Source organism: Bifidobacterium sp. LH_230 (genome assembly GCF_056357555.1).
In genome coordinates this window covers 12,101-34,130 of sequence record NZ_JBKEWJ010000002.1, presented here as the reverse complement: position 1 = coordinate 34,130, position 22,030 = coordinate 12,101, and the positions used below count along the sequence as shown (strand labels likewise).

General features: G+C 60.4%; 21 protein-coding genes. 14 read left to right on the top strand and 7 right to left on the bottom strand.

Translation table 11 applies throughout. The features are described from left to right. The first annotated feature begins 93 nt into the window (after nt 1-93). Nucleotides 94-1,641 carry an AI-2E family transporter gene (locus tag AC1A0G_RS01215; RefSeq protein ID WP_476526884.1) on the top strand — a complete coding sequence of 516 codons (1,548 nt, stop codon included), beginning with the start codon at nt 94-96 and terminating at the stop codon, nt 1,639-1,641. After that, nucleotides 1,641-2,867: a glycosyltransferase family 2 protein gene (locus AC1A0G_RS01210; RefSeq protein WP_476526882.1), complete on the top strand. Its 1,227-nt coding sequence runs from the start codon at nt 1,641-1,643 to the stop codon at nt 2,865-2,867. The genes AC1A0G_RS01215 and AC1A0G_RS01210 overlap by 1 nt, the downstream gene beginning before the upstream one ends. A gap of 264 nt (nt 2,868-3,131) precedes the next feature. Here AC1A0G_RS01210 and fucO read toward each other — a convergent pair whose 3' ends face one another. Further along, nucleotides 3,132-4,283 carry a lactaldehyde reductase gene (fucO, locus tag AC1A0G_RS01205; protein ID WP_476526880.1) on the bottom strand — a complete coding sequence of 384 codons (1,152 nt, stop codon included), beginning with the start codon at nt 4,281-4,283 and terminating at the stop codon, nt 3,132-3,134. Between the two features lie 316 nt (nt 4,284-4,599). Here fucO and AC1A0G_RS01200 point away from each other — a divergent pair, with 316 nt between their 5' ends. From AC1A0G_RS01200 to AC1A0G_RS01180, 5 genes are all read left to right on the top strand, one after another. Beyond that, nucleotides 4,600-5,013 carry a hypothetical protein gene (locus AC1A0G_RS01200; protein WP_150353627.1) on the top strand — a complete coding sequence of 138 codons (414 nt, stop codon included), beginning with the start codon at nt 4,600-4,602 and terminating at the stop codon, nt 5,011-5,013. A 60-nt stretch (nt 5,014-5,073) separates the two neighbouring features. Next, a complete protein-coding gene (locus AC1A0G_RS01195) occupies nt 5,074-5,352 on the top strand; it encodes a hypothetical protein (protein ID WP_150353628.1) in 279 nt (92 codons plus the stop codon). A gap of 72 nt (nt 5,353-5,424) precedes the next feature. Beyond that, on the top strand, nt 5,425-5,760 hold the full coding sequence (locus AC1A0G_RS01190) for a hypothetical protein (protein WP_150353629.1): 336 nt from the start codon (nt 5,425-5,427) through the stop codon (nt 5,758-5,760). Next, nucleotides 5,747-5,992 carry a hypothetical protein gene (locus tag AC1A0G_RS01185; protein WP_150353630.1) on the top strand — a complete coding sequence of 82 codons (246 nt, stop codon included), beginning with the start codon at nt 5,747-5,749 and terminating at the stop codon, nt 5,990-5,992. Before AC1A0G_RS01190 ends, AC1A0G_RS01185 begins: the two co-directional genes overlap by 14 nt. Nucleotides 5,993-6,671: 679 nt before the next feature. Continuing rightward, nucleotides 6,672-8,084: a hypothetical protein gene (locus AC1A0G_RS01180; protein WP_476526878.1), complete on the top strand. Its 1,413-nt coding sequence runs from the start codon at nt 6,672-6,674 to the stop codon at nt 8,082-8,084. A 371-nt stretch (nt 8,085-8,455) separates the two neighbouring features. On the opposite strand, the gene AC1A0G_RS01175 is transcribed toward AC1A0G_RS01180, so the two are convergent. After that, nucleotides 8,456-9,625 (bottom strand): tyrosine-type recombinase/integrase, encoded by a 1,170-nt coding sequence (locus AC1A0G_RS01175; protein WP_476526876.1) that lies wholly within the window; start codon nt 9,623-9,625, stop codon nt 8,456-8,458. A gap of 525 nt (nt 9,626-10,150) precedes the next feature. Then, nucleotides 10,151-10,819 (bottom strand): hypothetical protein, encoded by a 669-nt coding sequence (locus tag AC1A0G_RS01170; protein ID WP_476526874.1) that lies wholly within the window; start codon nt 10,817-10,819, stop codon nt 10,151-10,153. 284 nt (nt 10,820-11,103) lie between these two features. Here AC1A0G_RS01170 and AC1A0G_RS01165 point away from each other — a divergent pair, with 284 nt between their 5' ends. The 6 genes from AC1A0G_RS01165 (at nt 11,104) to AC1A0G_RS01140 (ending at nt 14,319) form a co-directional block, all read left to right on the top strand. After that, nucleotides 11,104-11,490, top strand: coding sequence for a hypothetical protein (locus AC1A0G_RS01165; protein WP_476526873.1), 387 nt, complete (start codon nt 11,104-11,106; stop codon nt 11,488-11,490). Between the two features lie 56 nt (nt 11,491-11,546). Continuing rightward, complete coding sequence (locus tag AC1A0G_RS01160; RefSeq protein WP_476526871.1) at nt 11,547-11,915, top strand: hypothetical protein; 369 nt, start codon at nt 11,547-11,549, stop codon at nt 11,913-11,915. A gap of 98 nt (nt 11,916-12,013) precedes the next feature. Continuing rightward, the gene (locus tag AC1A0G_RS01155) at nt 12,014-12,340 is read left to right on the top strand and encodes a hypothetical protein (protein ID WP_476526870.1); all 327 of its coding nucleotides are present in this window, start codon (nt 12,014-12,016) and stop codon (nt 12,338-12,340) included. Then, the gene (locus tag AC1A0G_RS01150; RefSeq protein ID WP_476526868.1) at nt 12,327-12,512 is read left to right on the top strand and encodes a hypothetical protein; all 186 of its coding nucleotides are present in this window, start codon (nt 12,327-12,329) and stop codon (nt 12,510-12,512) included. The genes AC1A0G_RS01155 and AC1A0G_RS01150 overlap by 14 nt, the downstream gene beginning before the upstream one ends. Further along, complete coding sequence (locus AC1A0G_RS01145) at nt 12,496-12,687, top strand: hypothetical protein (protein WP_476526866.1); 192 nt, start codon at nt 12,496-12,498, stop codon at nt 12,685-12,687. Before AC1A0G_RS01150 ends, AC1A0G_RS01145 begins: the two co-directional genes overlap by 17 nt. 342 nt (nt 12,688-13,029) lie before the next feature. After that, complete coding sequence (locus AC1A0G_RS01140; protein WP_476526864.1) at nt 13,030-14,319, top strand: hypothetical protein; 1,290 nt, start codon at nt 13,030-13,032, stop codon at nt 14,317-14,319. Between the two features lie 241 nt (nt 14,320-14,560). Here the strand turns inward: AC1A0G_RS01140 and AC1A0G_RS01135 are convergent, their stop codons facing one another. Together AC1A0G_RS01135 and AC1A0G_RS01130 are read right to left on the bottom strand one after the other, a co-directional pair. Then, a complete protein-coding gene (locus tag AC1A0G_RS01135) occupies nt 14,561-15,967 on the bottom strand; it encodes a tyrosine-type recombinase/integrase (RefSeq protein ID WP_476526862.1) in 1,407 nt (468 codons plus the stop codon). Between the two features lie 252 nt (nt 15,968-16,219). After that, nucleotides 16,220-17,047 (bottom strand): sulfite exporter TauE/SafE family protein, encoded by an 828-nt coding sequence (locus AC1A0G_RS01130; RefSeq protein ID WP_476526861.1) that lies wholly within the window; start codon nt 17,045-17,047, stop codon nt 16,220-16,222. 68 nt (nt 17,048-17,115) lie between these two features. On the opposite strand from AC1A0G_RS01130, the gene AC1A0G_RS01125 reads away from it, so the two are divergent. Then, nucleotides 17,116-17,886, top strand: a complete 771-nt coding sequence (locus AC1A0G_RS01125; protein ID WP_476526860.1) for a type III pantothenate kinase — start codon at nt 17,116-17,118, stop codon at nt 17,884-17,886. 167 nt (nt 17,887-18,053) lie between these two features. On the opposite strand, the gene AC1A0G_RS01120 is transcribed toward AC1A0G_RS01125, so the two are convergent. Then, nucleotides 18,054-19,433, bottom strand: a complete 1,380-nt coding sequence (locus tag AC1A0G_RS01120; protein WP_476527119.1) for an ABC transporter substrate-binding protein — start codon at nt 19,431-19,433, stop codon at nt 18,054-18,056. A gap of 321 nt (nt 19,434-19,754) precedes the next feature. After that, a complete protein-coding gene (locus tag AC1A0G_RS01115; protein WP_476526859.1) occupies nt 19,755-21,836 on the bottom strand; it encodes a beta-galactosidase in 2,082 nt (693 codons plus the stop codon). Nucleotides 21,837-22,030: the final 194 nt, after the last annotated feature.

The following is a 22,030-nucleotide window of genomic DNA, read 5'->3' as shown; positions in this document are numbered from 1 at the left end:
TCGGTCGAAATGACAGTGGAGTCACGCTCCGATCGAAACGACAGCACGGTAATGCCGGTCCGAAATGACCGGACGTCGTTAGAATAGGGAGCCATGACTGGACAGGATGACCAAAGAATCGATTTCGCGTCGGTGTTCCCGGCGAAGGGCGACTCGCGCAGGCCGCCGGACTGGTGGGGACGCGGACTGCTGTACGCGGTGATCGCCGTGTTCCTCGCCTACTTCGTATGGAATTCATGGGCGAAGATCGACTACATCGTGCTCGATCTGGTCATCTCGATCTTCATCGCGCTCGCCATCGAGCCGATGGTGCTCATCATGATCCGCCATGGCTGGAAGCGCGGCGTCGCCTCCGCGGTGAGCCTGGTCGGACTCGCGGTGATCATCTGCGCGCTGTTCGCGCTGTTCGGCTCGATGTTCGTCCAGCAGGTGATCTCGATGGTCAAGGGCATCCCCGCCCTCTACGACCAGATCGTCGCGCTCGTCAACCAGTATTCGTCGTTCAGGATGCCCGAGATCGACGCGCTCGGCGGCGAGATCTTCAAGAACCTGCAGACCTCGTGGGTGGCGAACTTCGCCGGTCAGGCCGTGAGCACCACGATGGGCCTATTCAGTGCGCTGCTTGACCTGATGACCATCGTGATGGTCACGTACTATATTTCCGCGGCCGGTCCGAAGATGCGCCGCAGCATGTGCCAGTGGCTCGGCGACGGCCAGCAGCGCCGCTTCCTGCTCGCATGGACGATCGTGCAGGACCAGATCTCCGGATTCCTGTTCTCCCGTTCGATTCTCGCGCTCATCAACGCGACATGCACGGCGATCTTCCTCGAGATCATCCACGTGCCGTACTGGCTGCCGCTCGCCCTGTTCTGCGGCATCGTCTCGCAGTTCATCCCGACGGTCGGCACGTACATCGGCGGCGCGCTGCCGGTCGTGTTCGCATGGGGGTCGAACGGCGTGCTGTACGCGGTGGGCGTGCTCGTGTTCATCACCGTCTACCAGCAGTTCGAGAACCTTATTCTGTCCCCGAAGATCTCGCAGCGCACGATGGACCTGAATCCGGCGATCGCGTTCCTCGCGGTGCTCGTGTTCGGCTCGGTGTTCGGCGCGCTCGGCGCGTTCCTCGCGCTGCCGATCACCGCGAGCCTGCAGGCGATCTTCAAGGTATATACGAAGCGCTACGAGCTGGTTGACTCGCCGCTGCTGTACGATCCGGACACGGTGAAAAAGTCGAAGGTGGTCGAAGGTGCCGAGGCGATCGGCGAGCACGTATTCAAGCCGGTCACCGAGCATATGCCGCGCGCCGCGAAGGGTTCGAGCGCGCGCGTGCCGATCGACGAGGAGCTGCGCCACCTGACCGAGCAGGTGTACCAGATGCCGACCTCGGAACAGTTGGACGATTCGGCGACGATGGCGATTCCGAAGGGCGTGCTTGGCAAGTGGGACGAGACGCGGCATGGCGGCTTGGATGGGCTGAACGGCACCGGCGACGCGGATGATGTCGCGTCGGAGGACACGGCCGGCGACGATGCGACGGCAACCGGCAAGTCCGGAGGGGACGCCGATCATCATGGGACCGACCGCACGAAGGCTCCCGCACGTACCTCATCCGACGACAATCCGAGAAGCAGGTGGCGCTGATGGCTCTGTTATCCGTCCTCGACATCCTCATGTACATCGTCGGCACGGTCGGCATCGTGTATCAGGCGATCTGCGTGGTCATCTCGTTGGTCGCCAAGCCGATCACCTTCCCCGACGCGCCGATGGACCGGCACTACGCGGTCCTTATCTCCGCGCGCAACGAGGAGGGCGTCATCGGCAACCTCATCGGAGACATCCAGTCGCAGACGTATCCGAACACGCTCATCGACATCTGGCTCGTCGCCGACAACTGCGACGATCACACCGCCGATCTGGCCCGTTCCAAGGGCTGCCACGTGATCGAACGCTTCAACAAGGAGCTGATCGGCAAGGGCTACGCGCTCACCTACCTGCTCGACCAGATGAACGAGTCCGGCGCGAGCGACAAGTACGACGCGTTCTTCGTGTTCGACGCCGACAACCGACTCGCCCCGAACTACTTCGAGGAGATGAACAAGGCGTTCCAGTCCGGATTCAAGATCCTGACCAGCTACCGTAACTCGGTGAACCTGTCCGACAACTGGGTGTCGTCCGGCTCGGCGCTGTGGTTCATCCGCGAATCGCGCTTCCTGTCCGCCTCGCGTATGCGGCTCGGCACCAGCTGCCACGTGGGCGGCACCGGGTTCATGTTCTCCAAGGAGGTCATGCAGCGCAACAAGGGTTGGAAGTTCCACCTGCTGACCGAGGATCTCGAATTCACGATGGATTCGGTGCTGCACGGCGACCGCATCGGCTACTGCGGCACCGCGATGCTGTACGACGAGCAGCCGGTCACCTTCCAGCAGAGCTGGCGGCAGCGGTTGCGCTGGAGCAAGGGATTCCTGCAGGTGTTCCGCTATTACGGCCCGGCGCTGATCAAACGCGCGGTGCGCGAGCGTGATTTCTCGGCCGTGGACTTCACGCTGCTGCTGTGCCCGTTCATGGTGCTGGCGATCGCGCGCATGATGCTCGGCTGGCTGTTCGCCGCATGCGGGTTCGTGACGTGGCAGAGCCAGGTCGCCTCACTCGGCGGGTGGGCGTCCAGCATCGTGACCGCCGTGGTGACGATGATGGCGCTCGCGGCGCTCACGATCATCGTGGAACGCGACCATATCGGCGCAACGAACAAGGAGCTGTTCGCCTACGTGCTGAGCTTCCCGATCTACATGCTGAGCTATGTGCCGATCTCGTTCCAGGCGATCTTCGCCAAGGCCCAGTGGAAGCCGATCGCGCATAAAGGCGCGTGATATTCCGGAATCCTGTCATTTCGACCGAACATAGCGCGCCTATCTGTCATTTCGACCGATCACGACTTGCCCCATTTGTCATTTCGACCGAGCGCTAGCGAGCGGAGAAATCTCTTACCCGGCAATGCCTCCGAAAGATTTCTCGACTCGGCTGCGCCTCGCTCGAAATGACACGGCAATGATCACAGGCGCCGTTGCATAAAACGATGGGGCGGAACCACTCACGGCTCCGCCCCATCATATGTTGTTATCTGATCGCAACCGTCACATCAGCGACTTGTAGATCGCGAGGATGTCCTCCTCGGTGGCCTTGCGCGGGTTGCCCGGCGTGCACACGTCGTTGAACGCGTCGTGGGCGAGCGGCGCCAGATCGGCCTCGGTAGCGCCGACCTCGGAGATCGTGGTCGGGTTCTTGAGGTCGACGGTCAGCTTGTGGACGGCCTGCACGGCCTCCTCGCGTACCGTCTCGAGGTCGCCGGTGTACGCGTCGGCCACGCCGAACGCGTCGGCGATGTCGCGGTACTTCTCGCCCGTGTAGTCCTTGTTGTACTCCATGACCGGGGCCAGCAGGATGCCGTTCGCCACGCCATGAGCCACGCCGAGGCGGCCGCCCAGCGGGTGGGCCATGCCGTGCACGAGGCCGAGGCCGACGTTCGAGTAGGCCATGCCGGTGATGTAGGAGGCGTACGCCATCTGCTCGCCGGCCGGGATGTCGCCGTCGGCGGACTTGGCGAGGTTCTTGGCGATCATGCGGATGGTCTGCATCGACAGGCAGTCCGACAGGCTCCACGCACCCGGCGTGATGTAGCCCTCGATCGCGTGGGTCAGGGCGTCGAGGCCGGTGGCGACCTTGAGGCCGCGCGGCATGGAGTCCGTGAGGTCGGGGTCGACGAACGCGACGATCGGGATGTCGTGCGGGTCGACGGCGACGAACTTGCGCTTGTTCGCGGTATCGGTGATGACGTAGTTGATGGTCGTCTCGGACGCGGTGCCGGCGGTGGTCGGCACGCCGAAGATCGGCACGGACGGGTTCTTCGTGTCGGCCACACCCTCGAGGGAGAGCACGTCGGCGAACTCCGGGTTGGCGGTGATGATGCCAATGCCCTTGCACGTGTCCTGCGGCGAGCCGCCGCCCAGACCGATCAGGAAGTCGGCGCCGGATTCGGCGAACTTCTTCACGCCGTCCTGGATGCATTCGACAGGCGGGTTCGGCTTGACGTTGGAGAACACCTCATACGGCATGCCGGCCTCGTTAAGCACCTTGGTGACCTTCTCGGCGGTGCCGGTCTCCAGCAGCACCGGATCGGTGACAATGAACGCCTTGGTAAAACCGTGCGACTTCGCGACGGCCGGGATCTCCTTGATCGCTCCGCGGCCGAAATACGCGGTCTGGTTGAAAATCATGCGATAGACCATGAATATGCTCCTTTGCTTTGTCATTGCTGGGTTTTGCATCACTTGGCCCATTCCAAATGACACAAGCAATGACACATTTTTCTTGTTGTCGGTTCCAGTATAGCGCCGTGCGCGTACCTATCCCGGTATTTGCCATTGTGTGATGTAGCTCACATTTTTGGGGTGTGATGTATCTCACACTTTTCAAATCCGTTCGTCGGGGGCCGGGTTTTTGCGTTTTCCTCGTTGTACCGGGGTTTTCCGGGTTTTGCTCTCCTCGATATAGGGATAGTGACGCACGGGAAAGGCCCGCGCGAATAGACAGAAAGGTTTTGACATGTCTGATGTTGTTTCCGCCGTGGTGTACCCCGGCAAGCTGAACCTCACTGCTCAGCAGTTCGAGCAGATCTTCGGATGGCAGTTCTCGGCCAATACACGTGTGGAGGCCACTAGCCCCATCGTTGAATGGGAGGACAAAAAGCCCACGGACAAGAAGAAGTTGTTCGACGGAAAGCCTGCGTATGAGGCTCGCGGGCTGGAGGCGGCCGCGTTGGATCCGACCACCGGTGAGCATGAGCTTCAGGTGAAGGGTGTCAAGGTGCGGGTGCGTCAGCCCGTATCTATCCCCCGCTGGACCGCCTTCGTGCCTGAGGGGAACGTGACGGTCACGTTCTCGGCCTTCAACGGCACCTTGAATTGCTCGGTGCTTGTCGACAATCTTGTTCCGGTTCAGAGGCCGCAGGCCAAGTGATGAAGCAAGGGAAGGGGGCTGGCTGAGACTGGCCCCCTCCTCGTAGGGGAAGGCTATGAAATGGTTGAGTATGTTGCTTTGCCGTTCGACGTGAACCGCATCTATCCGCTGGCCGTCTGCCTCAAAGGCACCGGCGTCTCGGTGGCTGAGTTCGTTGAATGGGCTGATCGGAAGGGCATTCCTTCTCACTCCTATCAGGCCGATGGTTCGTACATCGAAAGAACCGTTTCCGAGGATGCGTTTCAGGGGCTGTTCGAACCGGTGGGGGTATTGAACGCCGTGGAGCGATTGAAGGAGGAGCGCGGAGCGCGACTGGAAGATGTGGAGATCGAGGAATGACGCTGTTTCTGGTCGGGTTCGTGTGCGGTGCGGTAGCCGCATTGGTCGGTGTCGTTGTGGAAAGGAAATGTCATGGGAAAGCCGAGGCAGGACGGAAAGGAAGCCGTGAAGTTCTGGGTGGATCCATCCCTGAAGGACGAGTTGTATCGGGACGTAGGCCGGGGGCGTCGGTTCGAGACGCTGACCGAGCTGATGATCTGGCTGGTCGAGGAGTACGTGAACGGCCAGGAGGAGCAAGCCCCCCAGCGCCGGGAACGGATGCCTCAAGGGAACCCGAACGGTCTGGCCTCGGTGATGCTCGATTCACCAGAGCCGGGTTCGAGGATTGGAGAAAGGCCTATCGGGCAAGGACGCAGGCCCCGGCGTCGCATGAGCTTCGGAGAGGAGAACGGCAATGAGTATCGGTGAGTGGCTGACGCACCCGCGTTGGTCCGATGCGTCGTGGTGGACGATGTGGGTCACGGTGCCTGTTCCGGGCTGGGTGTTGGGCCTGATAGCGCTTCTTGTTCTGGCCGTTGTTCTTTGGGCTTGCAAGGCCGAATCGGATCAAGCGAAACGCAAGGAGAAGGAGAACGAGCGGTACTGGGCCGATCGCGAGCGGCTTGAGGCTGAGGGGCGGGAGAAACCCTTCGGGCTTTGAGTCGGCTGGACACCTACGAGGCTACGGCACTGTTGGTGGTGCTGTACGTATCCCCGCGCGTAGGTGGAGCGACCCGCTGTGTCGGTTCGCGCGTATTGGGGGAATGAGCTGGAAGGGGCCGGGTCATCGAGACCGGGGCTATGCGTGGTCTTTCGGGACTGGGCTGGTGTCGGGCCGACGCCCGGCCCTCGTCCTTGGAAAGGAGAACGACGGATGTATGAGATTGACGGGGTGTTGTATTTGTCAGCGGCGAGTTTCGCGAGGCTCCTTGGCAGAGACCCGGCACGTGTGAAACAACTGCGGATCGCGGGGCGCTTCGATGGATGGTGCATCAGGCACGGCGGACGCTGGCTGTACCGGCTGGATGAAGCGCAGGCCTTTGCACGGAACCACGGGAAATGATCACATGGATCCGGGTGGTGAAGTTGCCACGGAGCCGCCGCCGTGCGGCGGCTGGCCTGAAAGGCCTTGCTACGTGGCAACTTCATACAAATATGCTGAAAACCCTTGTGGGAGTAGGCCTCGCGGGGCATTGGAACTTCATACAGATTTTGCCTGAACTTCATACAAATCGGCTGAACTTCATACAGAAAAGAGGCCGATATAGGGCTGGGAAGAAATAGAAAAAGCCCCTTGGAGATGGGTTCTCCGCAGGGCACTGAAACAGAAAGGTTTCGACATGAAGAAGTATATCCGGCAGGACGATGGATCCATCGTTGTGAAGCGCGTGGAAGGCCGAGGTAGGGGCAATACGGCATTCCCGGTGCCGTGGGATAGCCCGGAAGATGATTTCGATGATGCGGAGTCCTTGGGCTGGCGCTGGCTATATGCCGAGGGATGCCGTAGTGTTTGCGACAAGGCTATGTTCCGTCCATCTGCATCTCAGGCCGCAATCGCAATGCAGAAGGATCTGGATGGCAAGGAAAATCCCCGGTACTTGGGCAGTCAATGTCAGTCGTTCTTTTTGACCGTGCCGGTCTGGTCGCTGGGTGGGGAGGATTTGACGTATCCCGTAGGAGATGAACGTCGGTATATGAAGGCCGTTTCAAGGCTGAAGGCCATTCTCGATAGGGGCAAGAATTGGGAGTGGGAATTTCAGATTGAGCTGGGGTCGAATTCCAGTACGACGGGCAAGGCTCCGTATGCTCATGCCCAGATGGTTGTGTACACGCCGCGTATAGACGGCTCGAAGTTCTTGAAGTTCTTTCCGTATGACATCTACTGTCGGAGGACAACGAAAAAAGAAGCGGCTGATCTGTATTGCCGCAAGGAAGACACGCGAGTCGCTGGCCCGTATATGTCGGACGGGTTTGTGATGGGAGGCAAGCAAGGTCAAAGGGAAGATCTCGTGGCTCGTGATGAGGCACGAGAAAAGGCTTTCGAAGGCACGGATCCGGATGAGTTGATAGCTCAGGATCTGTCGCTGACTACCTACGCAAGGGACTTGGATAGAGCGTATGCCGCTGGCATGAAGCATCGGGCATGGAATAGCGGCATGAGGGATGTGGACATTCTATGTTTCGTTGGGAAGCCGGGTGCGGGAAAGTCGCTGTATGCGCGTTGTCTCGCAAAGCGCCGGGGGCGGTCATATTTTGAAGCGCAGGGGGCAAACCCGTTCGATGACTACTCCGGTCAGGAGACGGTCGTATGGGATGAGTTCGGTCGTGGCTGGGTACCGCCACTGGGAGACATCACCCGTTGGTACAACGGCGCTCCGGGAACAAAGCTCAGTGCTAGGTATCACGACAAGTACGCGCTATTCACGCTGTTGATCGTCACGTCCAACGCGGCTATGCCGAGTTGGTATTCGGAAGAGGATCTGGCCCATGACGGTGATGGTGCGCTGGCCCGTCGTGTTTCAACGGTGGAAGTGACGCTGGATGATGATTTCGATACGGTGAGGTTCACGCAGGTGTCGGGGCCGGTCTGGCCTGACCTACCACAGTCGGAAAGCATCCTGTCCATGATGCAGGAGCTGGGCTATTCCGAAAAGCGGCTGGCCGGGCAGGTAGCGAAGAGGGATGGTCAGGTAGCGGATCTGCAAGCGAAACAAGCGAAGGCACAGGCTGATGGAGATTGGGATGAAGTGTGATTCCCGTTCGTAGCGGCTCCGATGTGCTGATGTTCTCGGTTTCTGCCTCGCCGGGTGTCGAGGTGCGGGATGCGCCCTCGGGTCGAGGAAAGGAACGAACGGACAAATGAGGTGGCCTTTGCCGGAGTCCTTGTTTGTCCGTTCGTTCCGTCGACCCGTTTCGGGTGCGTCCGTGGCCTCGGCTGATCCGGGTGTGGCAGGGGCCGGGGTGCTGGTGTGTGGGGGCCGCAGACGAGCGGGGTTGAGGAACGCTGAAATCGAACCATCAACCAAGGCAAAGTGTGTGCTTGTTGCTGGTGAAGGGTCGGAACGCTGGAAAGCGATTCCGGCCTTTTTCGATACCCTGTACAGACATGGGCTGAAATCGGCTCTCAGGCTCGGGTGGTCTTCCTCCGTATCCGGCTCGTGCTTTGCCTTGGTTTGAGACCATCTGCGAGTCTGCGTAGCTCCTCCACTGTGTCTTTGGGCTGGGCCTGTCCGGTGATGCGGATCGGCTGGGGCTTTCGCTTGCGTTGGTCTATCCATTGCGCGGCTGTCATGTCCTTGTTCGGTTCGCCGTGGTAGAGCAGTGCGTCATCGACAAGCTCGATGGCTTCGCGTCGTTTCGCTTTCGTCGTCTGGGTATAGCGATCGGTCACGCTTGGCCGGGCATGTCCCAGTAGGTCTTGACGCACGGCAAAGTCGATGCCCTCCATCTCCAAAATCGATGCGAAAATATGCCGGTTGTCGTGCTGTCTCCAGCGGTATGAGGTATAGCCTCCTTTGCTCCATTGGGTCTTGTCGAGCGGGTCAGCGGGATTCAATTCGCTGTTGTAGAAGGCTCGCTGGATGATGTTCCATTGCTCCCCCGTGTAGCTGGGCTTGAGCGGGGTTCCTCGTTGGGTATGGAAAACGAGATCGTTTGGGTCTGGATGCGCCGGGCGTATGGCCCGTAGTGCATCCTCCACACGTCGGGGCATATGTATAGTTCGCTGTGACGAGTCGGTCTTGCCATAGGGTTGCTCCCGGCGTTTCCCACCTACCTCGATGACGGTACCCTCGACACGTATCGACTCGTGCGTGGCCCGCAGATCCACGCAACCCCACCTCAGACCGCATACCTCACCACGTCTCAAGCCGCATACAAGCTCGATGAGAAAGAACGCGTACCAACGTCGGTGATAGGCATTGTTCGGGTCGCTGAGCCACCAGAGCAGGTGTCCCGCATGACGGATCCAGTCCTCCACGTATCGCTCTTGGGACTCGCGCACCTTCGGCTTGCTTTCCGTCCTGAGGTACTGCGCGGGGTTCTTTCCCCTTGGCAACCATCCCATACGCTCGGCATAGCCCCAGATGCCCTGAATGAACCTTGCGATGCTGGGGTGGCCGTCCACGATGGCCTGTAGCTCCTCCGTCGTGTACTCCGCAATGGGTTTGTCTGGACGTTCGGCACCGTTGGGTCGTAGGTGATTGTCGATCTCGCGCCGGTAGATGTCGCGGCTGGAGTCCGCGATGTTCTTCAGATCCTTCTCTTCCCACCATCCATCAATAGCCTCAGACAACCTATGCTTTCGGCTACGTACTGGTCGGGGGGTTTCGAGCCTGCGCTGGACGTTCCTCTGTAGGGCAAGGATCGCGGCCTGCCGCGCGGCGTCCTTCTCTATCTGCGGGGCGTCATCCGATGGACGAGGGGCAAACCCTGTGATGAATCGACGCCGCCCTTCAGCGTCGTAGTAGTACCGCACTGCCTTGTACACGGGTCGGTGATTGTTCATTGTCTCTACGACACAGTCGTGCCCCGCGAGGCCGTCCTTTTTTCGCATGGTTTGAGTGTACCACAATGACACAATCAATGACACAAAAAGTTGCGCTTTTGCGCAACGTCAGGAAGAAGAAATGGCTATTTTTCAACGATTCAGTATATGGGATGCAAAATCATGCGGTAGACCATAAATATGCTCCTTTGCATTGGAACTATTGGGTTTTGCTGGTGTCGTATTCTCCCCGGTAAAAAGTCCGGTAAAAGAACACGACACCTTTACGAATGATTATAGGCTGGGATGGTATGACATCCCGCATGTTGTGTGTTAGCGAATGTCGTAGAGTATTCCCCGCGCTTTGCATAGCTGCTGCATGGCAAACCGGGGGTCATCCACCGCACTGCTGAGCAGCATTTGCAGCTCGGTATCGGGGAGGCTCTTTGCGTATCGAATCCAACATGCCGCATCGTCGAGCATCCCGGTGGCGGCGTAGGTTTGGCTCGTTCCCATGGCGGGCAGGTGGAGCTTGGGGCACTTTCGCTTTGTCTTGCGTATTGTCGCCTCGGCGCAGGGTATGCCTACCATGTTTTCGGGGCATAGTACCCATGCGGAGAGGCACCGGCATAGAAGCCATTTGCTGGGCCTATAAATGTCCCAGTCCCATGTCAGTGGGCCCGTACCTCGGATGGCGGCGGTGTTATATGTGTCGAACGTGTCCCGTTCGCTTTTTGGCCGGTCTTCAAAGAACCAATCATTGAAGACGTCCAGCAGCCTTTGCTTGTCGTCTTCTGTGGGCATTTCCTCCTCGCTCAAGAGAGGCAGTCCGAGGCATTCCATCGCGGCGGTTGCAATCCGGGTCGCGCCGTCCAGAATGTCCTCGCGTACAATCTCCATCGGCATGCCGGAAACGACCACGGTTGCATTCCCCTCATAGGCAGCTTCGAGTCCTTGGGGCAAGGCCAGCCCCCGGTCGCTCGTGATTCGTATCGTCTTCATGTTTTGCCTTTCCGTGCCGGTCTTTCCGGCCTCGCAAGGTTAATATCGGCCACGGCGACTTTTCGTCACCTACAGGCCCCTTACAGGCCCCGTTTTCACGGCCTCTGCAATCCGCTTTTCGAGCTAATGTTACGTGTTTGTAAAACTTATGTTACGAATATATTAACTACTTCCCGTTTCACGAGAAACCCCCAGTCCACCGGGGTTTTTGAAAAATCGCACGTCCGATATATCCACGGTGACACGTCGGAAAGGCCGATGCGAATACTGAAAGGACGTTCATCATGGACGGTAGGATTTCTCGGCTCGTTCTTCCTACGAGCGCTTGGCTGATGCGTATCGTTTGCCTTCAGGGCTATAAGGATGCGGAGCCTCAGATGGAGCGTGGAGCTGATGGCAAGCCCTCCACTACGCAGAAGCTGGTTGACGGCAAGCCGGTCTATCCCCTTCGCGGTGTGGTCGTGCAGATTCAGAATGATGCCGGGGCGTGGGTCGTGGCCGAGGGCATCAGCGTCAAGGCCCGCGTCGCTAAGGACTGGCCGCAATACATACCGCTCGCCCCGGCTGGGGAAAAGGTCATCGTAACACCATACGCCGCAGTGAGCGGCAAGTATGCTTCAGTGCGCTATAGCGTCATCGTGGACGACCTCGAGCCCGTGCAAGGCAAGTAATCGGACTGGTACGACTGGCGGGGCTTCGGCCCCGCCCCTCGTAAGGAGGTGTTCTTATGGCTATTCCGAGCGGTGTCGTGCCTCTTGCTGAGGCATTGCAGGGAACGGATATGAGCTTGCCCGAGTATGTGGAGCTTTGGCACTACTTCGGCAATAAACCTATTGCAGTAGAAGGGCAATGGGGGTTGATTGGGATGATGTCCATTGATTCGGCCATTGCCGAAGACGTGCTTTTCGAACCGCTCGCGGTCTCATTCAATGCGGGGCTGATGCGAAAAGGCATGGCTGACGTTCGACGTATGCAATCGCAGATGCTGCGCGATGGCGAAACACACGACACGCTTGCTGAGCAGATGGAGCGTGAGTGGCGGAATGAGAAACGCGAGGAAGCCCAGGAGCTTCGATGGGAGGCTTCGCATGATTGAGCTTCTTGCGTCTTTTGTTCTCGGCTTTCTGCTGGGGCTGATAACGGCGGCAACGGTGTTCGTCGCGTTGGTTTGGATTGACGGAAAGGATTTTCATCATGGACGGACGAAAGCGGCCCGTGAAGGCTTGGCTGGAACCGGCGACGTACTCGGCCCTCAGGATGTGGGCAGCGGCGATGCCGGGCATGACGATTTCAAAGCTCGTGGGGGTGGCGGTGCGCCGGGAACTGGCACGGCTACAGGCCCAGCAGAAACCCCTCGACGTGACGAACCCCGACCGGCTGGAGGGGCTGACGGAGGAGGAGATAGACCCCCGCATAACGGCCGTATCGAGGTCTCTAAGGGCGGTTACGAGCGATGGAAACAGCAACGAGCCGAGGCGCGGGCTTCGCAAGATACGGAGGCGGGTCGATGACGGTGCATGACGTACTGGAATGGCTGGTGTCTACGCGCGTGCCGGTATGGGTTGCGGTTCTTGCTCTTGTTATTGGGCTTTTCGTCCGCGAGCTGGCCGAGGCATGGAGTCATAGCCGGGAACGGGCTTATAAGGCCTACTGGAACGAGAAGGGAGGTGAGAACGATGATGAGAATTATTGACGGCGAACCCTACGTGTCTCAGTCCGATGTCGCCGTACTGGGTGAGGTCTCGGATACACAGATAATGCGCTTGACGGCGCAGGGCGTTTTCCGCGACTCCATCAAGAAGCAGAACGGGCGGGCGTGGTACCGACTCACTGATGCGTTGAGCTGGCGTAAGTCCCGGCAGAAGTAATGTCCACAAATGTGGACACTGGGGGAAGTTCCCCGTGGCCCCCGCGTCAGCGGGGGTCAAGCCCCCGTAAGGGGGCGCAGACGCGACGGGCGGCTTTGCCGCCCGGGCGCGCAACATTACGGGGAACTTCCCTACAAAATGATGAAAACCCTTATGGGAGTAGGCCTCGCGGGGCTTTTTAACTTCTCTACAAAATGCAGGGAACTTCCCTACAAAAAAAATATGTATGGAGAAGTACTGTGTGCTTGGTCTGGGTGAATATGTTTCTCCGGTATTCCGGGCATGGCGGGAACTTCCCTACAAAAATGGGGGGACTTCCCTACAAAAATGGAGGTGCTTGGAATGGCTTTGTCTTTCGTGCGTGAAATCCGCTATCCGTCGAAGAAGAAGATTTCGCAGTTGAGTCATGACATGAATGCCTCGGCATGGTTCATCACCATTCCATCGAAATACGTTCATGGGGATGTTCGTATCATCACGAAGGTGTTGGAGGGGCGTCCGTCGTGGTCTTGGATAGGCCAGAAGGAGGAGGGGGACGGCTCCACGGTTTGGAACCCGGAAACGGGGAAATGGGAAAAAGGGCCTCGGCCCAAGGCCCCCGATGGAGGCTGGCTATACGGGGACGGCGGCAAGTACAACGGCATGAGACACTATTGCTTTTTCATTGCCACCCCGCAGATGCGTGGCGGTAGTCTCGCTAAGTTGTTCCCAGACCAGACGTGCATCGAAGTGGCGCGTCGTCCTGAGGCGGCGTCACGGTACGTCTCGAAGATGGAGACGCGAATAGAAGGCCCTTGGCAGTCTCCCGGCTTTGAGTTTCCCAAGCAGGGCAAACGAACGGATTTGGCTACCCGCGATGATGCGGTGAAAAGGGTTCTCACAGGCGCTGACCCTGACGAGCTGATGAGGAAAGACCCGAAGCTGTTGGCCTTTGCAAAATACCTTGACCGGGCCTATGAGATTTGGATGAAGGAGAAGGGAAAAGGTATGCGTGATGTGCGTTGCCTGTACGTGTATGGTGAAACCGGCGTAGGAAAATCCTTGTGGGCTTGGCTCTATGGTAAGCGGCATGATAGGGACGTATACAGGCTGACGGATTACGTACATCCTTGGGACGCTTACAGGGGCGAGTCGGTGGTCATCGTTGAGGATTTTGATGGCCGTATGAGACTCGATGATGTGTTGCGTTGGACTGACCGGTATCCCGTGGAGTTGACGGCCCGGTATGCAAACAAAAGGGCGTTGTACGACACGGTGATATTCACTTCTAATAGACCTATGAGCGGCTGGTACGGCTACGATGAGTTTGAACCGAAACAGGGGCCGATAAACCGACGCATTAGTACGGTGTGCGCGTCGCTCAGCTCGGACGGGGATACCATCGAGTTCCGTCATGTCGCAGGTCCTGAATGGCCGGAAAAGCTCGCGGATGAATCACTGCGGGCAATGATAAGCGAGTCCACCGGCGTAACGCACTCGGGCGCTGATGGCCGCGGGTACGTCGAGAAGACCGAAACGGCCCCAGTCAAGACACCCCAGCCGGTGACGGACGATGACATATGCCCCGTGGACATGTCCAGCCCAACGGCGTTGCCGTTCCCGGTCGATGAGAATGGCATCCCGATTGATTGACCCCCGTAGGGGCGTGGTACGGGGCCGTAGCGGTACGCCCGTGCCAGTAGTGACGCATAAGCACGGGGCGGCGGTGCGCGGACGATGTGCCGCAAGCCGAACGGTGCCCCGCCGTGGAGTCGTGCTTTGCGCGGCGGAACGCCGGGGGTGTGCCGTTCGGCGGCGGTGCGTCCGCATGTGCCGACGATGCTCGTGCGTTGCGTTGCGTTGTGCGTCGCGTACCGCGCTCGTACCACGCTTGTCAGTTGTAGTCGGGTTCCTCCTCGATGGCCTGTAGCTGCTCGGCTGTGAGGTAGCTTTCCTCCGGCTCCCTTGGGGTCAGTTCGCTATCAATTAGTTCGATGGCCTCCCGACGCTTCTGCTCGGTAGTGTGCGTGTATCGTGCGGTTACGTCGGCTTCCTTCTTATGCCCGAGTATGTCTTTTCGAACGGCCCAATCGACTGAATACATTTCCATGATGCTCTCGGCTAGATGCCTGTTGTCGTGTTGCCTCCATTTCCACGGCCCGTACCCCATAGCGCTCCATTGCTTCTTCGTCATTTCCTTCTCGTCCGGCCATTGACGCGGCTTGCCCGTCCGTTGGCTCCGGGCGATGTCGTCCTGCACGGCCCAATTGTGGTAGGCCAGAAGCAATTCTTGCCAGATGGCCGTAAGGTACGACGGCTTGAAAAACGTGCCCTTGCTGGTGCGGAAAACCCAATCGTCCGGTTTGCCCCGTTCGGCATCCCGCTTGGCACGCAATACGTCGTTTATTCTTCCCGATAGCGGTAGGAGCCTTGCCGCTGATTCGGTCTTGCCTCCGGTCTTGACCGTCGCTTTCCCTCGTAGCTCGATGATGGCGCGCTCAGCCACGTTCACGCGCCGGTGGTCAAAATCCACGTCCCTCCACTGAAGGCCCAGCACTTCCTCGCGGCGCAGACCCATACCCATCTCCATGAGGTAGAGCGCATAGAACCGATGGAACCGGTTCTGCTCTTTCTCCCCTGTGGTGGGGTCGGTCGTGTTCGGCTCGGCTAGCCATAGGAGTAGGCCCGGCGCATTACTAATCCAGTCCTCGGTGTGCTTTGCTTGCGCCTTGCGCACCTTCGGTGCGGCTGGAATACGTAGGTAGCGCGTCGGGTCGTCCGCCGCTCGTATCCATCCCTCGCGGACGGCTTGGTAGTATATGCTTTTCAGCACCTTGGCCGCTTCAGGTATTGCGTCCACGACGGCCTGTAGCTCGGCGGTGCTGTATGCGCTGATGCTCTTGTCCGGTAGCCGCTTGCCCACGGCGGCAAGCTGTTTTTCATACGTGTAACGCGTGTTGCCCCTTACATTGCGCTTTGTTTTGTCCTTCCAGAAAAGCTCTATTGCCTCGCTGAGTTTGTGCGTGCGGGGTGTGCCGGTCTTGCCGGTGGCAAGCTTGCGGCGCATGTTCTTTTCCATCGCGGTCACGGCCATTGACTTGGCCAGTTCATGGACGGCCGGGTTTTCTTCTTCGGGTACTTCCGGTACGGGCGCGCTTCCCGTGATTTGCCGCCAGTCCCCGGCGGCTGTGCGGTAGCAGGTGTAGGCCCGATACTTCTTTGTGCCGTGCGTGTTGACCACCGTGATGCTCGGTGTTAGCGTAGCGAGGCCCCGCGAGGCCGTCAGGCTGGTGTCTTTCATGCCTCCATGATAAAACGTCGGGTAAAAAGAAAAACCCCGATTTTCGGGGTTTTGGTAGGCTTAAAAACGTTGGAATTTCGCGGTTTCTTATGGTCTCCGGTAAATCATGCGATAGACCATACTGGTTCTCCTTCGAAACAGCGGTGCGCCGCCCGCGCGTCCACGCGCCGTGCCGCACCCTTGTCGGTTACAACGCCTCCCATCCTACCCTCATCGATGTGATTTCGCTGGAAGACATGTCACAACACGCCGTCAGTGCGTCGCGCGGTCTGCGCGGGTCACCTTGAGCGCGACGATCGTGCTGCGCACGGCGAGGAACGTAAGCCACGCGGCGAACAGCAATGATCCGGCGCGCGGTGTGAGCCAGCCGGCCATCATCGTGCCGAGCGGCGCGGTCAGCACCGCGCAGCATCCGATGATCAGTCCGCTTTTCAGATGCACGATCCCGCGTTTCCAGTTCGCGACCGTGCCGGAGATCGCGCCGGGGAACATGACCAGCAGCGACGTGCCGCGCGCCATCAGGTCGCTCGCGCCGAACAGGAACGAGAGCGCCGGCATCATGATCGCCCCTCCCCCGATGCCGAGCACGCCGGCGAGCGCGCCCGTCACCACGCCGAGCAGCACGAGGAACACGCCCGACCACACGTGCAGCACGAGATGCCCTTCGCGCGGCGGCGTGAACGTGACCTGCTGGATGATCACGAACACGAGGAACGCCACCCAGATCCACCGCAGCACGACTTCGGGCAGACGGCTCAGCAGCAGCGATCCGAGCTGGCTGCCGGCGATCACGCCGAGGGCGAGCAGGGCGGCGGCCAGCCAGTTCACGTTGCCTTCCGTGGCGTAGGAGACCACGCCGGAGATCGATGTGGGCACGATGGCCGCGAGCGAGGTCGCCGCCGCGTGCCGCTGGCTCAGGCCGAGCCATACCAGCGCGGGCACGATGATGGTGCCGCCGCCGATGCCGAACAGTCCAGACAGCAGTCCGCACGCGAGTCCCGTGCATACGAGCACGGTCACGCCGCGCCGGTCCAGTCGCGCGATTCCACGTTCCTCAGCAGGTTTTTCGTCGTCATTCACATGCGTCACCCTACCGCACCGACTACACTGAATACCCAGCGCATTCCACTCGGCAGAAGGGAAATCTCATGCTTGTCGCGGTCGACATCGGCAATACCAACATCGTGCTCGGTTTTCTGGACCGCGGCGACATCGTGGGCACGTACCGCATCACCACGAAGGCGAACCACACGTCGGACGAATACGGCCTCATGATCATGCAGTTCCTCGAGTTGAGCGGCTTCTCGCCGGACGACGTGGATGACGTGATCATCTGTTCGGTGGTGCCGAAGGTGATGCATTCGTTCCGCGCGAGCATGATCAAGTTCCTCGACGTCGATCCGATGGTGGTCGGGCCGGGCGTCAAGACCGGCATCAACATCCGCATCGACGATCCAAAGTCGCTGGGCGCGGACATGCTGGCGGATTCGGTCGGCGCGTACGTGACGTACGGCGGGCCGGTGCTGGTGGTCGATTTCGGCACGGCGACGACGTTCGACTACGTGGACGCGAAGGGTACGATCACGGCCGGCATCATCACGACGGGCATCCGTACCGCGGCGGCCGCGCTGTGGGGCGAGACGGCGCAGCTGCCGGAGGTGGAGATCACGCGGCCGAACTCGATTCTGGCGACGAACACGCGCACGGCGATGCAGGCCGGCCTGTATTACAACTTCCTGGGCGGCACGGAGCGCACGATCCGGCAGTTCCATGAGGAGATCGGCGAGGACTTCCAAGTGGTAGCGACCGGCGGACTCGGCCGCGTGCTCGAGAACGACACGGAGCTGATCGACGTATACGATCCGGATCTGATCTTCAAGGGCATGGCCGCGATCTACGAGCGCAACACCGCGCGGTAGCAGTCAATGCGGCAAAGTCTCCTGTCATTTCGACCGAGCGTAAGCGAGCGGAGAAATCTCCTGCCGATCAACGGGCGTGAAGATTTCTCGACTCGGCTCAGCCTCGCTCGAAATGACACGTACTGGTGAAAATATCCTCGGCCGACGGTCGTATCCCATGACCTCTTCTACTTGATCGTGAAGCCCTGGTTCAAGCCATACTCCTTGAGATCCTTCTGCCATGAAGTGATGCCGTCGAGCAGCGTGATGCGCTTGCCGGGGTGCTCGGGCAGTTCGAGAGGCTTGCCGTTGGGCTTGGTCTCGCCGGCCTCGATGCGGTCCTTGACGCTTTCGTACTTGTATTTGGCCGCCGACCAGTCGTACGCCTTGCCCACGGTCGAACTGAAGTCGTTGCGCGCGTACACCTCGAACGGCAGGTACTGGTAGCCGGTCGTCACGTTTTCGGCCGCCTCGGAGAGCACCTTGTTGTACTGTTGGCCGCCGAAGTACGCGATGTCGATGTTGCGCGAGTCGCGCACGGTGGTCTTGTTGGCGAAGTCCGCGTCGGCGAGCGTGGACTTGTCGGCGGGGAACGAGCCGCCGTCGATGCGCGTGGCGATGCCGGCCGCGTTGTGGCACACGTAGTCCACGAACCGGAACGCGGCGTCCGGCTTGCGGGTCGACTGCAGGACGCTCAGCGCCGATCCGCCGTTCTCCGAGGTGGCTTCGCGCCCGTCTTCGGTCGGCATCTGCGCGACGCGCCACAGTCCGGCGCCGCCCGGCACGTCCGATAGCAGCAGCGACGGCATCCACGCGCCGGAGAACACGGAGGCGACCGTGCCCGCGCCGAGCTTCTTCTTCCAGCCGTCCGACCATGTCTTGTCGGTCGTGTCGATCAGCCCTTCGTTGATCATCTTCTGCCAGAATTCGGTGAACGTGCGTGTGCCGCTGTCGCCGGTCAGATCGACGGTGACGGTCTTGCCGTCCGACGACGTGTGGAACGGGCGGCCGCCGGCCAGCCAGATCATCGCGTTGTAGAAGCTCGCGTCGCCCGAGTCGGCGGCGATGTACACGTCAATCGCCTTGAGTTTCTTCGCGGCCTCGTAGTAGTCGTCCCAGGTGCGGATCTTCGCCGCGTCCACGCCGGCCTGTTCGAATACGTCTTTGTTGTAGAAGAACGCCATCGGACCGGAGTCCATCGGAAGACCATATGTGCGGCCGCCGAGCTGGACGGAGCCCCAGGAGCCGGGCGTGTAGAAGTCGCCGTATCCGCTCACCCGATCGGTGATGTCGAGCAGCTGGCTGCTGACCGCGTACTGCGGCAGTGCAAAGTATTCGAGCTGGGCGACGTCGGGCAGACCGTAGCCGTCCTGGATGGCGCTGTTGAGGTTCTCGTAGCCGCTCGTGTCCCTGATGGTGACGCGGATGTCGGGATTGGCCGCCTCGAATGCCTCGGCCAGGGTCTTCATGCTCGGTTCCCACGACCAGACGACGATTTCGGTGCGCGTGTCGCGCTGGCCGCATGCGGCGACGGCGAGCAGGCAGACGGCGGACAGGATCGCGGCCATGATGCGTTGCGCGTGGTCGATCGTCTGCCGTGCGCTCATGTTCGCCGCTCCCCTGTTCCGTTCGATGCCGATGACTGATGCTCGTATCGAGTCTACACACCGAGCCATAAGAAGGCATAAGAAAACGGCTCTCCTCACGTCAATACCATGAGGAGAGCCGCTGATTATCAAGCCACAACGACCGTCGGAAAACCGTTACGTCGTTTTGACCGAGCGCAAGTCACCATGTCATTTCGACCGAGCGCAGCGAGCAGAGAAATCTTACAGACGCTCCGCAAGATTTCTCGACTCGGCCGCGACTCGCTCGACATGACGATCAGGCTACCGCTTGACGATGGCGACGCCGTTCGGGTCGATCGTCACCGTGTTGTCGTCGCCGGTGTGCGCGAGCGACGCGACGACGACCTCGCCGTCGGCCGGCACGCTCACCGGGTGGTGCGTGCGGTTGAACAGGAAGTGGAACGTGACGTCGCCGGCCTCGTTCGTGCGCTCGACGCGCAGCACGTCGCCCGCGCCGGCCTCGCCGGACGCCACGTCGACGCCCATCGCCTCGAGCAGCTCGGGCAGGCTCTTCGCCAGACCCTCGCGGCCGAGACGGCAACCGACGTACGCGGCCTTGCCGTCACCGTACTCGTTGACGGTGATCGCCGGCACGCCGTTCATACCGACCCACGGTTCGGACTTGTACGTCTCGAGCACACGGGCAGAGTCGGCTGTGGAGGTGATCACGTCGGCGAAGTCGTGCGCGACCGCGCCGTTGGTCAGCTCGAGGTGGTCGAGCGCGCCTTCGAAGTCGGTGCCCATCGGCGCGAACTCCTCGATGCGCACGCCGACCACGTCGCGGATCGAACCGGGGTAGCCGCCGAGCCAGATGTGGTCCTTCTCGTCGGAGATGCCGGTGTAGTAGGTCACGAACAGCTTGCCGCCCTTGGCGACGTAGTCGCGCACGCGGCGCGTGTTGGCCTCGTCGAGCAGGTACACGCTCGGCAGCACGGCGGCCTCGTAGGTGTCCCAGTCGGAGCGGATCGGCACCACGTCGGCGGTGACGCCCAGATCGGCGAGCGCGCGGAACCATGCGAGCGGCTCGGTCCAGTGGCGCACCTGCTGGGTCGGGGTGGCGGTGTGTTCGGTGGCCCATTCGGACTCGTAGTCGAATACGACGGCCACGCGCGACTTGGCGAGCTTCGTGTCGAGCACGCCGGCGTCGGCAAGACGCTGCAGATCCTCGCCGAGTTCGCACACGTCGCGGAAGTCCTGGCTGTCCTCGCCCGCGTGCGGCACCATCGCGGTGTGGAACTTCTCGGCACCAGCCTTGGACTGACGCCACTGGAAGTAGCAGATCGCGTTCGCGCCCATCGACAGGTGCACGAGGGCGTCGCGCACGAGCTGGCCGGGCTCCTTGCGGTAGTTGATCGGACGCCAGTTGACGGCGCCGGTGGAGTTCTCCATGAGGAACCACGGGTTCTTGCGGGCGATGCCGTCAGTCAGGGAGGCCGAGTAGGCCATCTCGTCGAGGTGGGATTCGCCGGGCGTGAAGTAGTGGTCGTTGGAGACGAAGTCGACCTCCGCGCCCCAGTCGTCGTAGTCGAGGCCGGTGCCGCCGGCGGAGACCATGAAGTTGGTGGTGAGCGGACGGCCCGGGGTGAGCTCCTCGAGCAGGTCGCGCTCGGCGATGTAGAACGCCTTGAGCGCGTCGGAGCTGAAGCGTTTCCAGTCGAGCAGCTTGCCCGGGTTCATGAAGTTGCCGTCGCCGATGAAGCGCGGCGGAACGATCTCGGAAAAGTCGTTCATGTGCTGCGCCCAGAAGGCGGTGCCCCACGCGTCGTTGACGGCGTCGATAGTGCCGTAGCGGTCCTTGCACCAGTCCTGGAAGGCGCGCTCGGCGTCCTCGGAGTAGTCGAAGCGGTTGTGGCAGCCGTATTCGTTGCTCACGTGCCATGCGACGACGTACGGGTTGTCCTTGTAGTGTTCGGCCATCGCGCGGCACAGCTTGAGCGCATACTCGCGGAAGATCGGGCTGGTCGGACGCCAGTGCTGGCGCGCGCCCGGCTGGCACACGTCGCCGCGGTAGTCCTGCCACAGCACCTCCGGATGGGCCTGGGTGAGCCACATCGGCGGCGAGGCGGTGGCGGAGGCGAGGTCGACGGCGATGCCGGCCTTGCCGAGCTTGTCGATGATGCGGTCGAGCCAGTCGAAGTCGAACACACCTTCGCGCGGTTCGATCTTCGCCCAGCTGAAGATGCCGACGGAGACGAGGTTGACGCCGGCCTTGGTCATGAGGCGGATGTCGTCGTCCCAGACCTCCTCCGGCCACTGATCGGGGTTGTAGTCGCCGCCGTACCAGATTCGGGCCGTCTGGCCCTCAAGCGGTTGCGGCCAGCGGAACGCTCTGCGCTGCGTCATTGCTGTCCTTTCGTCATTGTTCGGAACATGAATGTTTGCGTTATCATTCCTTTCGCACTGCCATCATAGCGCATCCGCTGATACACGGCACGCCGTATGAATCAAATCATCATAAAAATTTCTATCAAACCGGCAATAATGCTGAACCACGCCGCAGCATCCCGTATAATGGCAACGAAAACATCGCCGTTCGG

Bases quoted from the DNA above. Each gene is read 5' to 3' on its own strand.
- AC1A0G_RS01150 (WP_476526868.1), top strand. From the start codon at position 12,327: ATGACGGTGCATGACGTACTGGAATGGCTGGTGTCTACGCGCGTGCCG.
- AC1A0G_RS01145 (WP_476526866.1), top strand. From the start codon at position 12,496: ATGATGAGAATTATTGACGGCGAACCCTACGTGTCTCAGTCCGATGTC.
- AC1A0G_RS01115 (WP_476526859.1), bottom strand. From the start codon at position 21,836: ATGACGCAGCGCAGAGCGTTCCGCTGGCCGCAACCGCTTGAGGGCCAG.
- fucO (WP_476526880.1), bottom strand. From the start codon at position 4,283: ATGGTCTATCGCATGATTTTCAACCAGACCGCGTATTTCGGCCGCGGA.
- AC1A0G_RS01185 (WP_150353630.1), top strand. From the start codon at position 5,747: ATGAGTATCGGTGAGTGGCTGACGCACCCGCGTTGGTCCGATGCGTCG.
- AC1A0G_RS01125 (WP_476526860.1), top strand. From the start codon at position 17,116: ATGCTTGTCGCGGTCGACATCGGCAATACCAACATCGTGCTCGGTTTT.
- AC1A0G_RS01155 (WP_476526870.1), top strand. From the start codon at position 12,014: ATGGACGGACGAAAGCGGCCCGTGAAGGCTTGGCTGGAACCGGCGACG.
- AC1A0G_RS01180 (WP_476526878.1), top strand. From the start codon at position 6,672: ATGAAGAAGTATATCCGGCAGGACGATGGATCCATCGTTGTGAAGCGC.
- AC1A0G_RS01190 (WP_150353629.1), top strand. From the start codon at position 5,425: ATGGGAAAGCCGAGGCAGGACGGAAAGGAAGCCGTGAAGTTCTGGGTG.
- AC1A0G_RS01165 (WP_476526873.1), top strand. From the start codon at position 11,104: ATGGACGGTAGGATTTCTCGGCTCGTTCTTCCTACGAGCGCTTGGCTG.
- AC1A0G_RS01160 (WP_476526871.1), top strand. From the start codon at position 11,547: ATGGCTATTCCGAGCGGTGTCGTGCCTCTTGCTGAGGCATTGCAGGGA.
- AC1A0G_RS01170 (WP_476526874.1), bottom strand. From the start codon at position 10,819: ATGAAGACGATACGAATCACGAGCGACCGGGGGCTGGCCTTGCCCCAA.
- AC1A0G_RS01140 (WP_476526864.1), top strand. From the start codon at position 13,030: ATGGCTTTGTCTTTCGTGCGTGAAATCCGCTATCCGTCGAAGAAGAAG.
- AC1A0G_RS01135 (WP_476526862.1), bottom strand. From the start codon at position 15,967: ATGAAAGACACCAGCCTGACGGCCTCGCGGGGCCTCGCTACGCTAACA.
- AC1A0G_RS01215 (WP_476526884.1), top strand. From the start codon at position 94: ATGACTGGACAGGATGACCAAAGAATCGATTTCGCGTCGGTGTTCCCG.
- AC1A0G_RS01210 (WP_476526882.1), top strand. From the start codon at position 1,641: ATGGCTCTGTTATCCGTCCTCGACATCCTCATGTACATCGTCGGCACG.
- AC1A0G_RS01120 (WP_476527119.1), bottom strand. From the start codon at position 19,433: ATGGCCGCGATCCTGTCCGCCGTCTGCCTGCTCGCCGTCGCCGCATGC.
- AC1A0G_RS01200 (WP_150353627.1), top strand. From the start codon at position 4,600: ATGTCTGATGTTGTTTCCGCCGTGGTGTACCCCGGCAAGCTGAACCTC.
- AC1A0G_RS01195 (WP_150353628.1), top strand. From the start codon at position 5,074: ATGGTTGAGTATGTTGCTTTGCCGTTCGACGTGAACCGCATCTATCCG.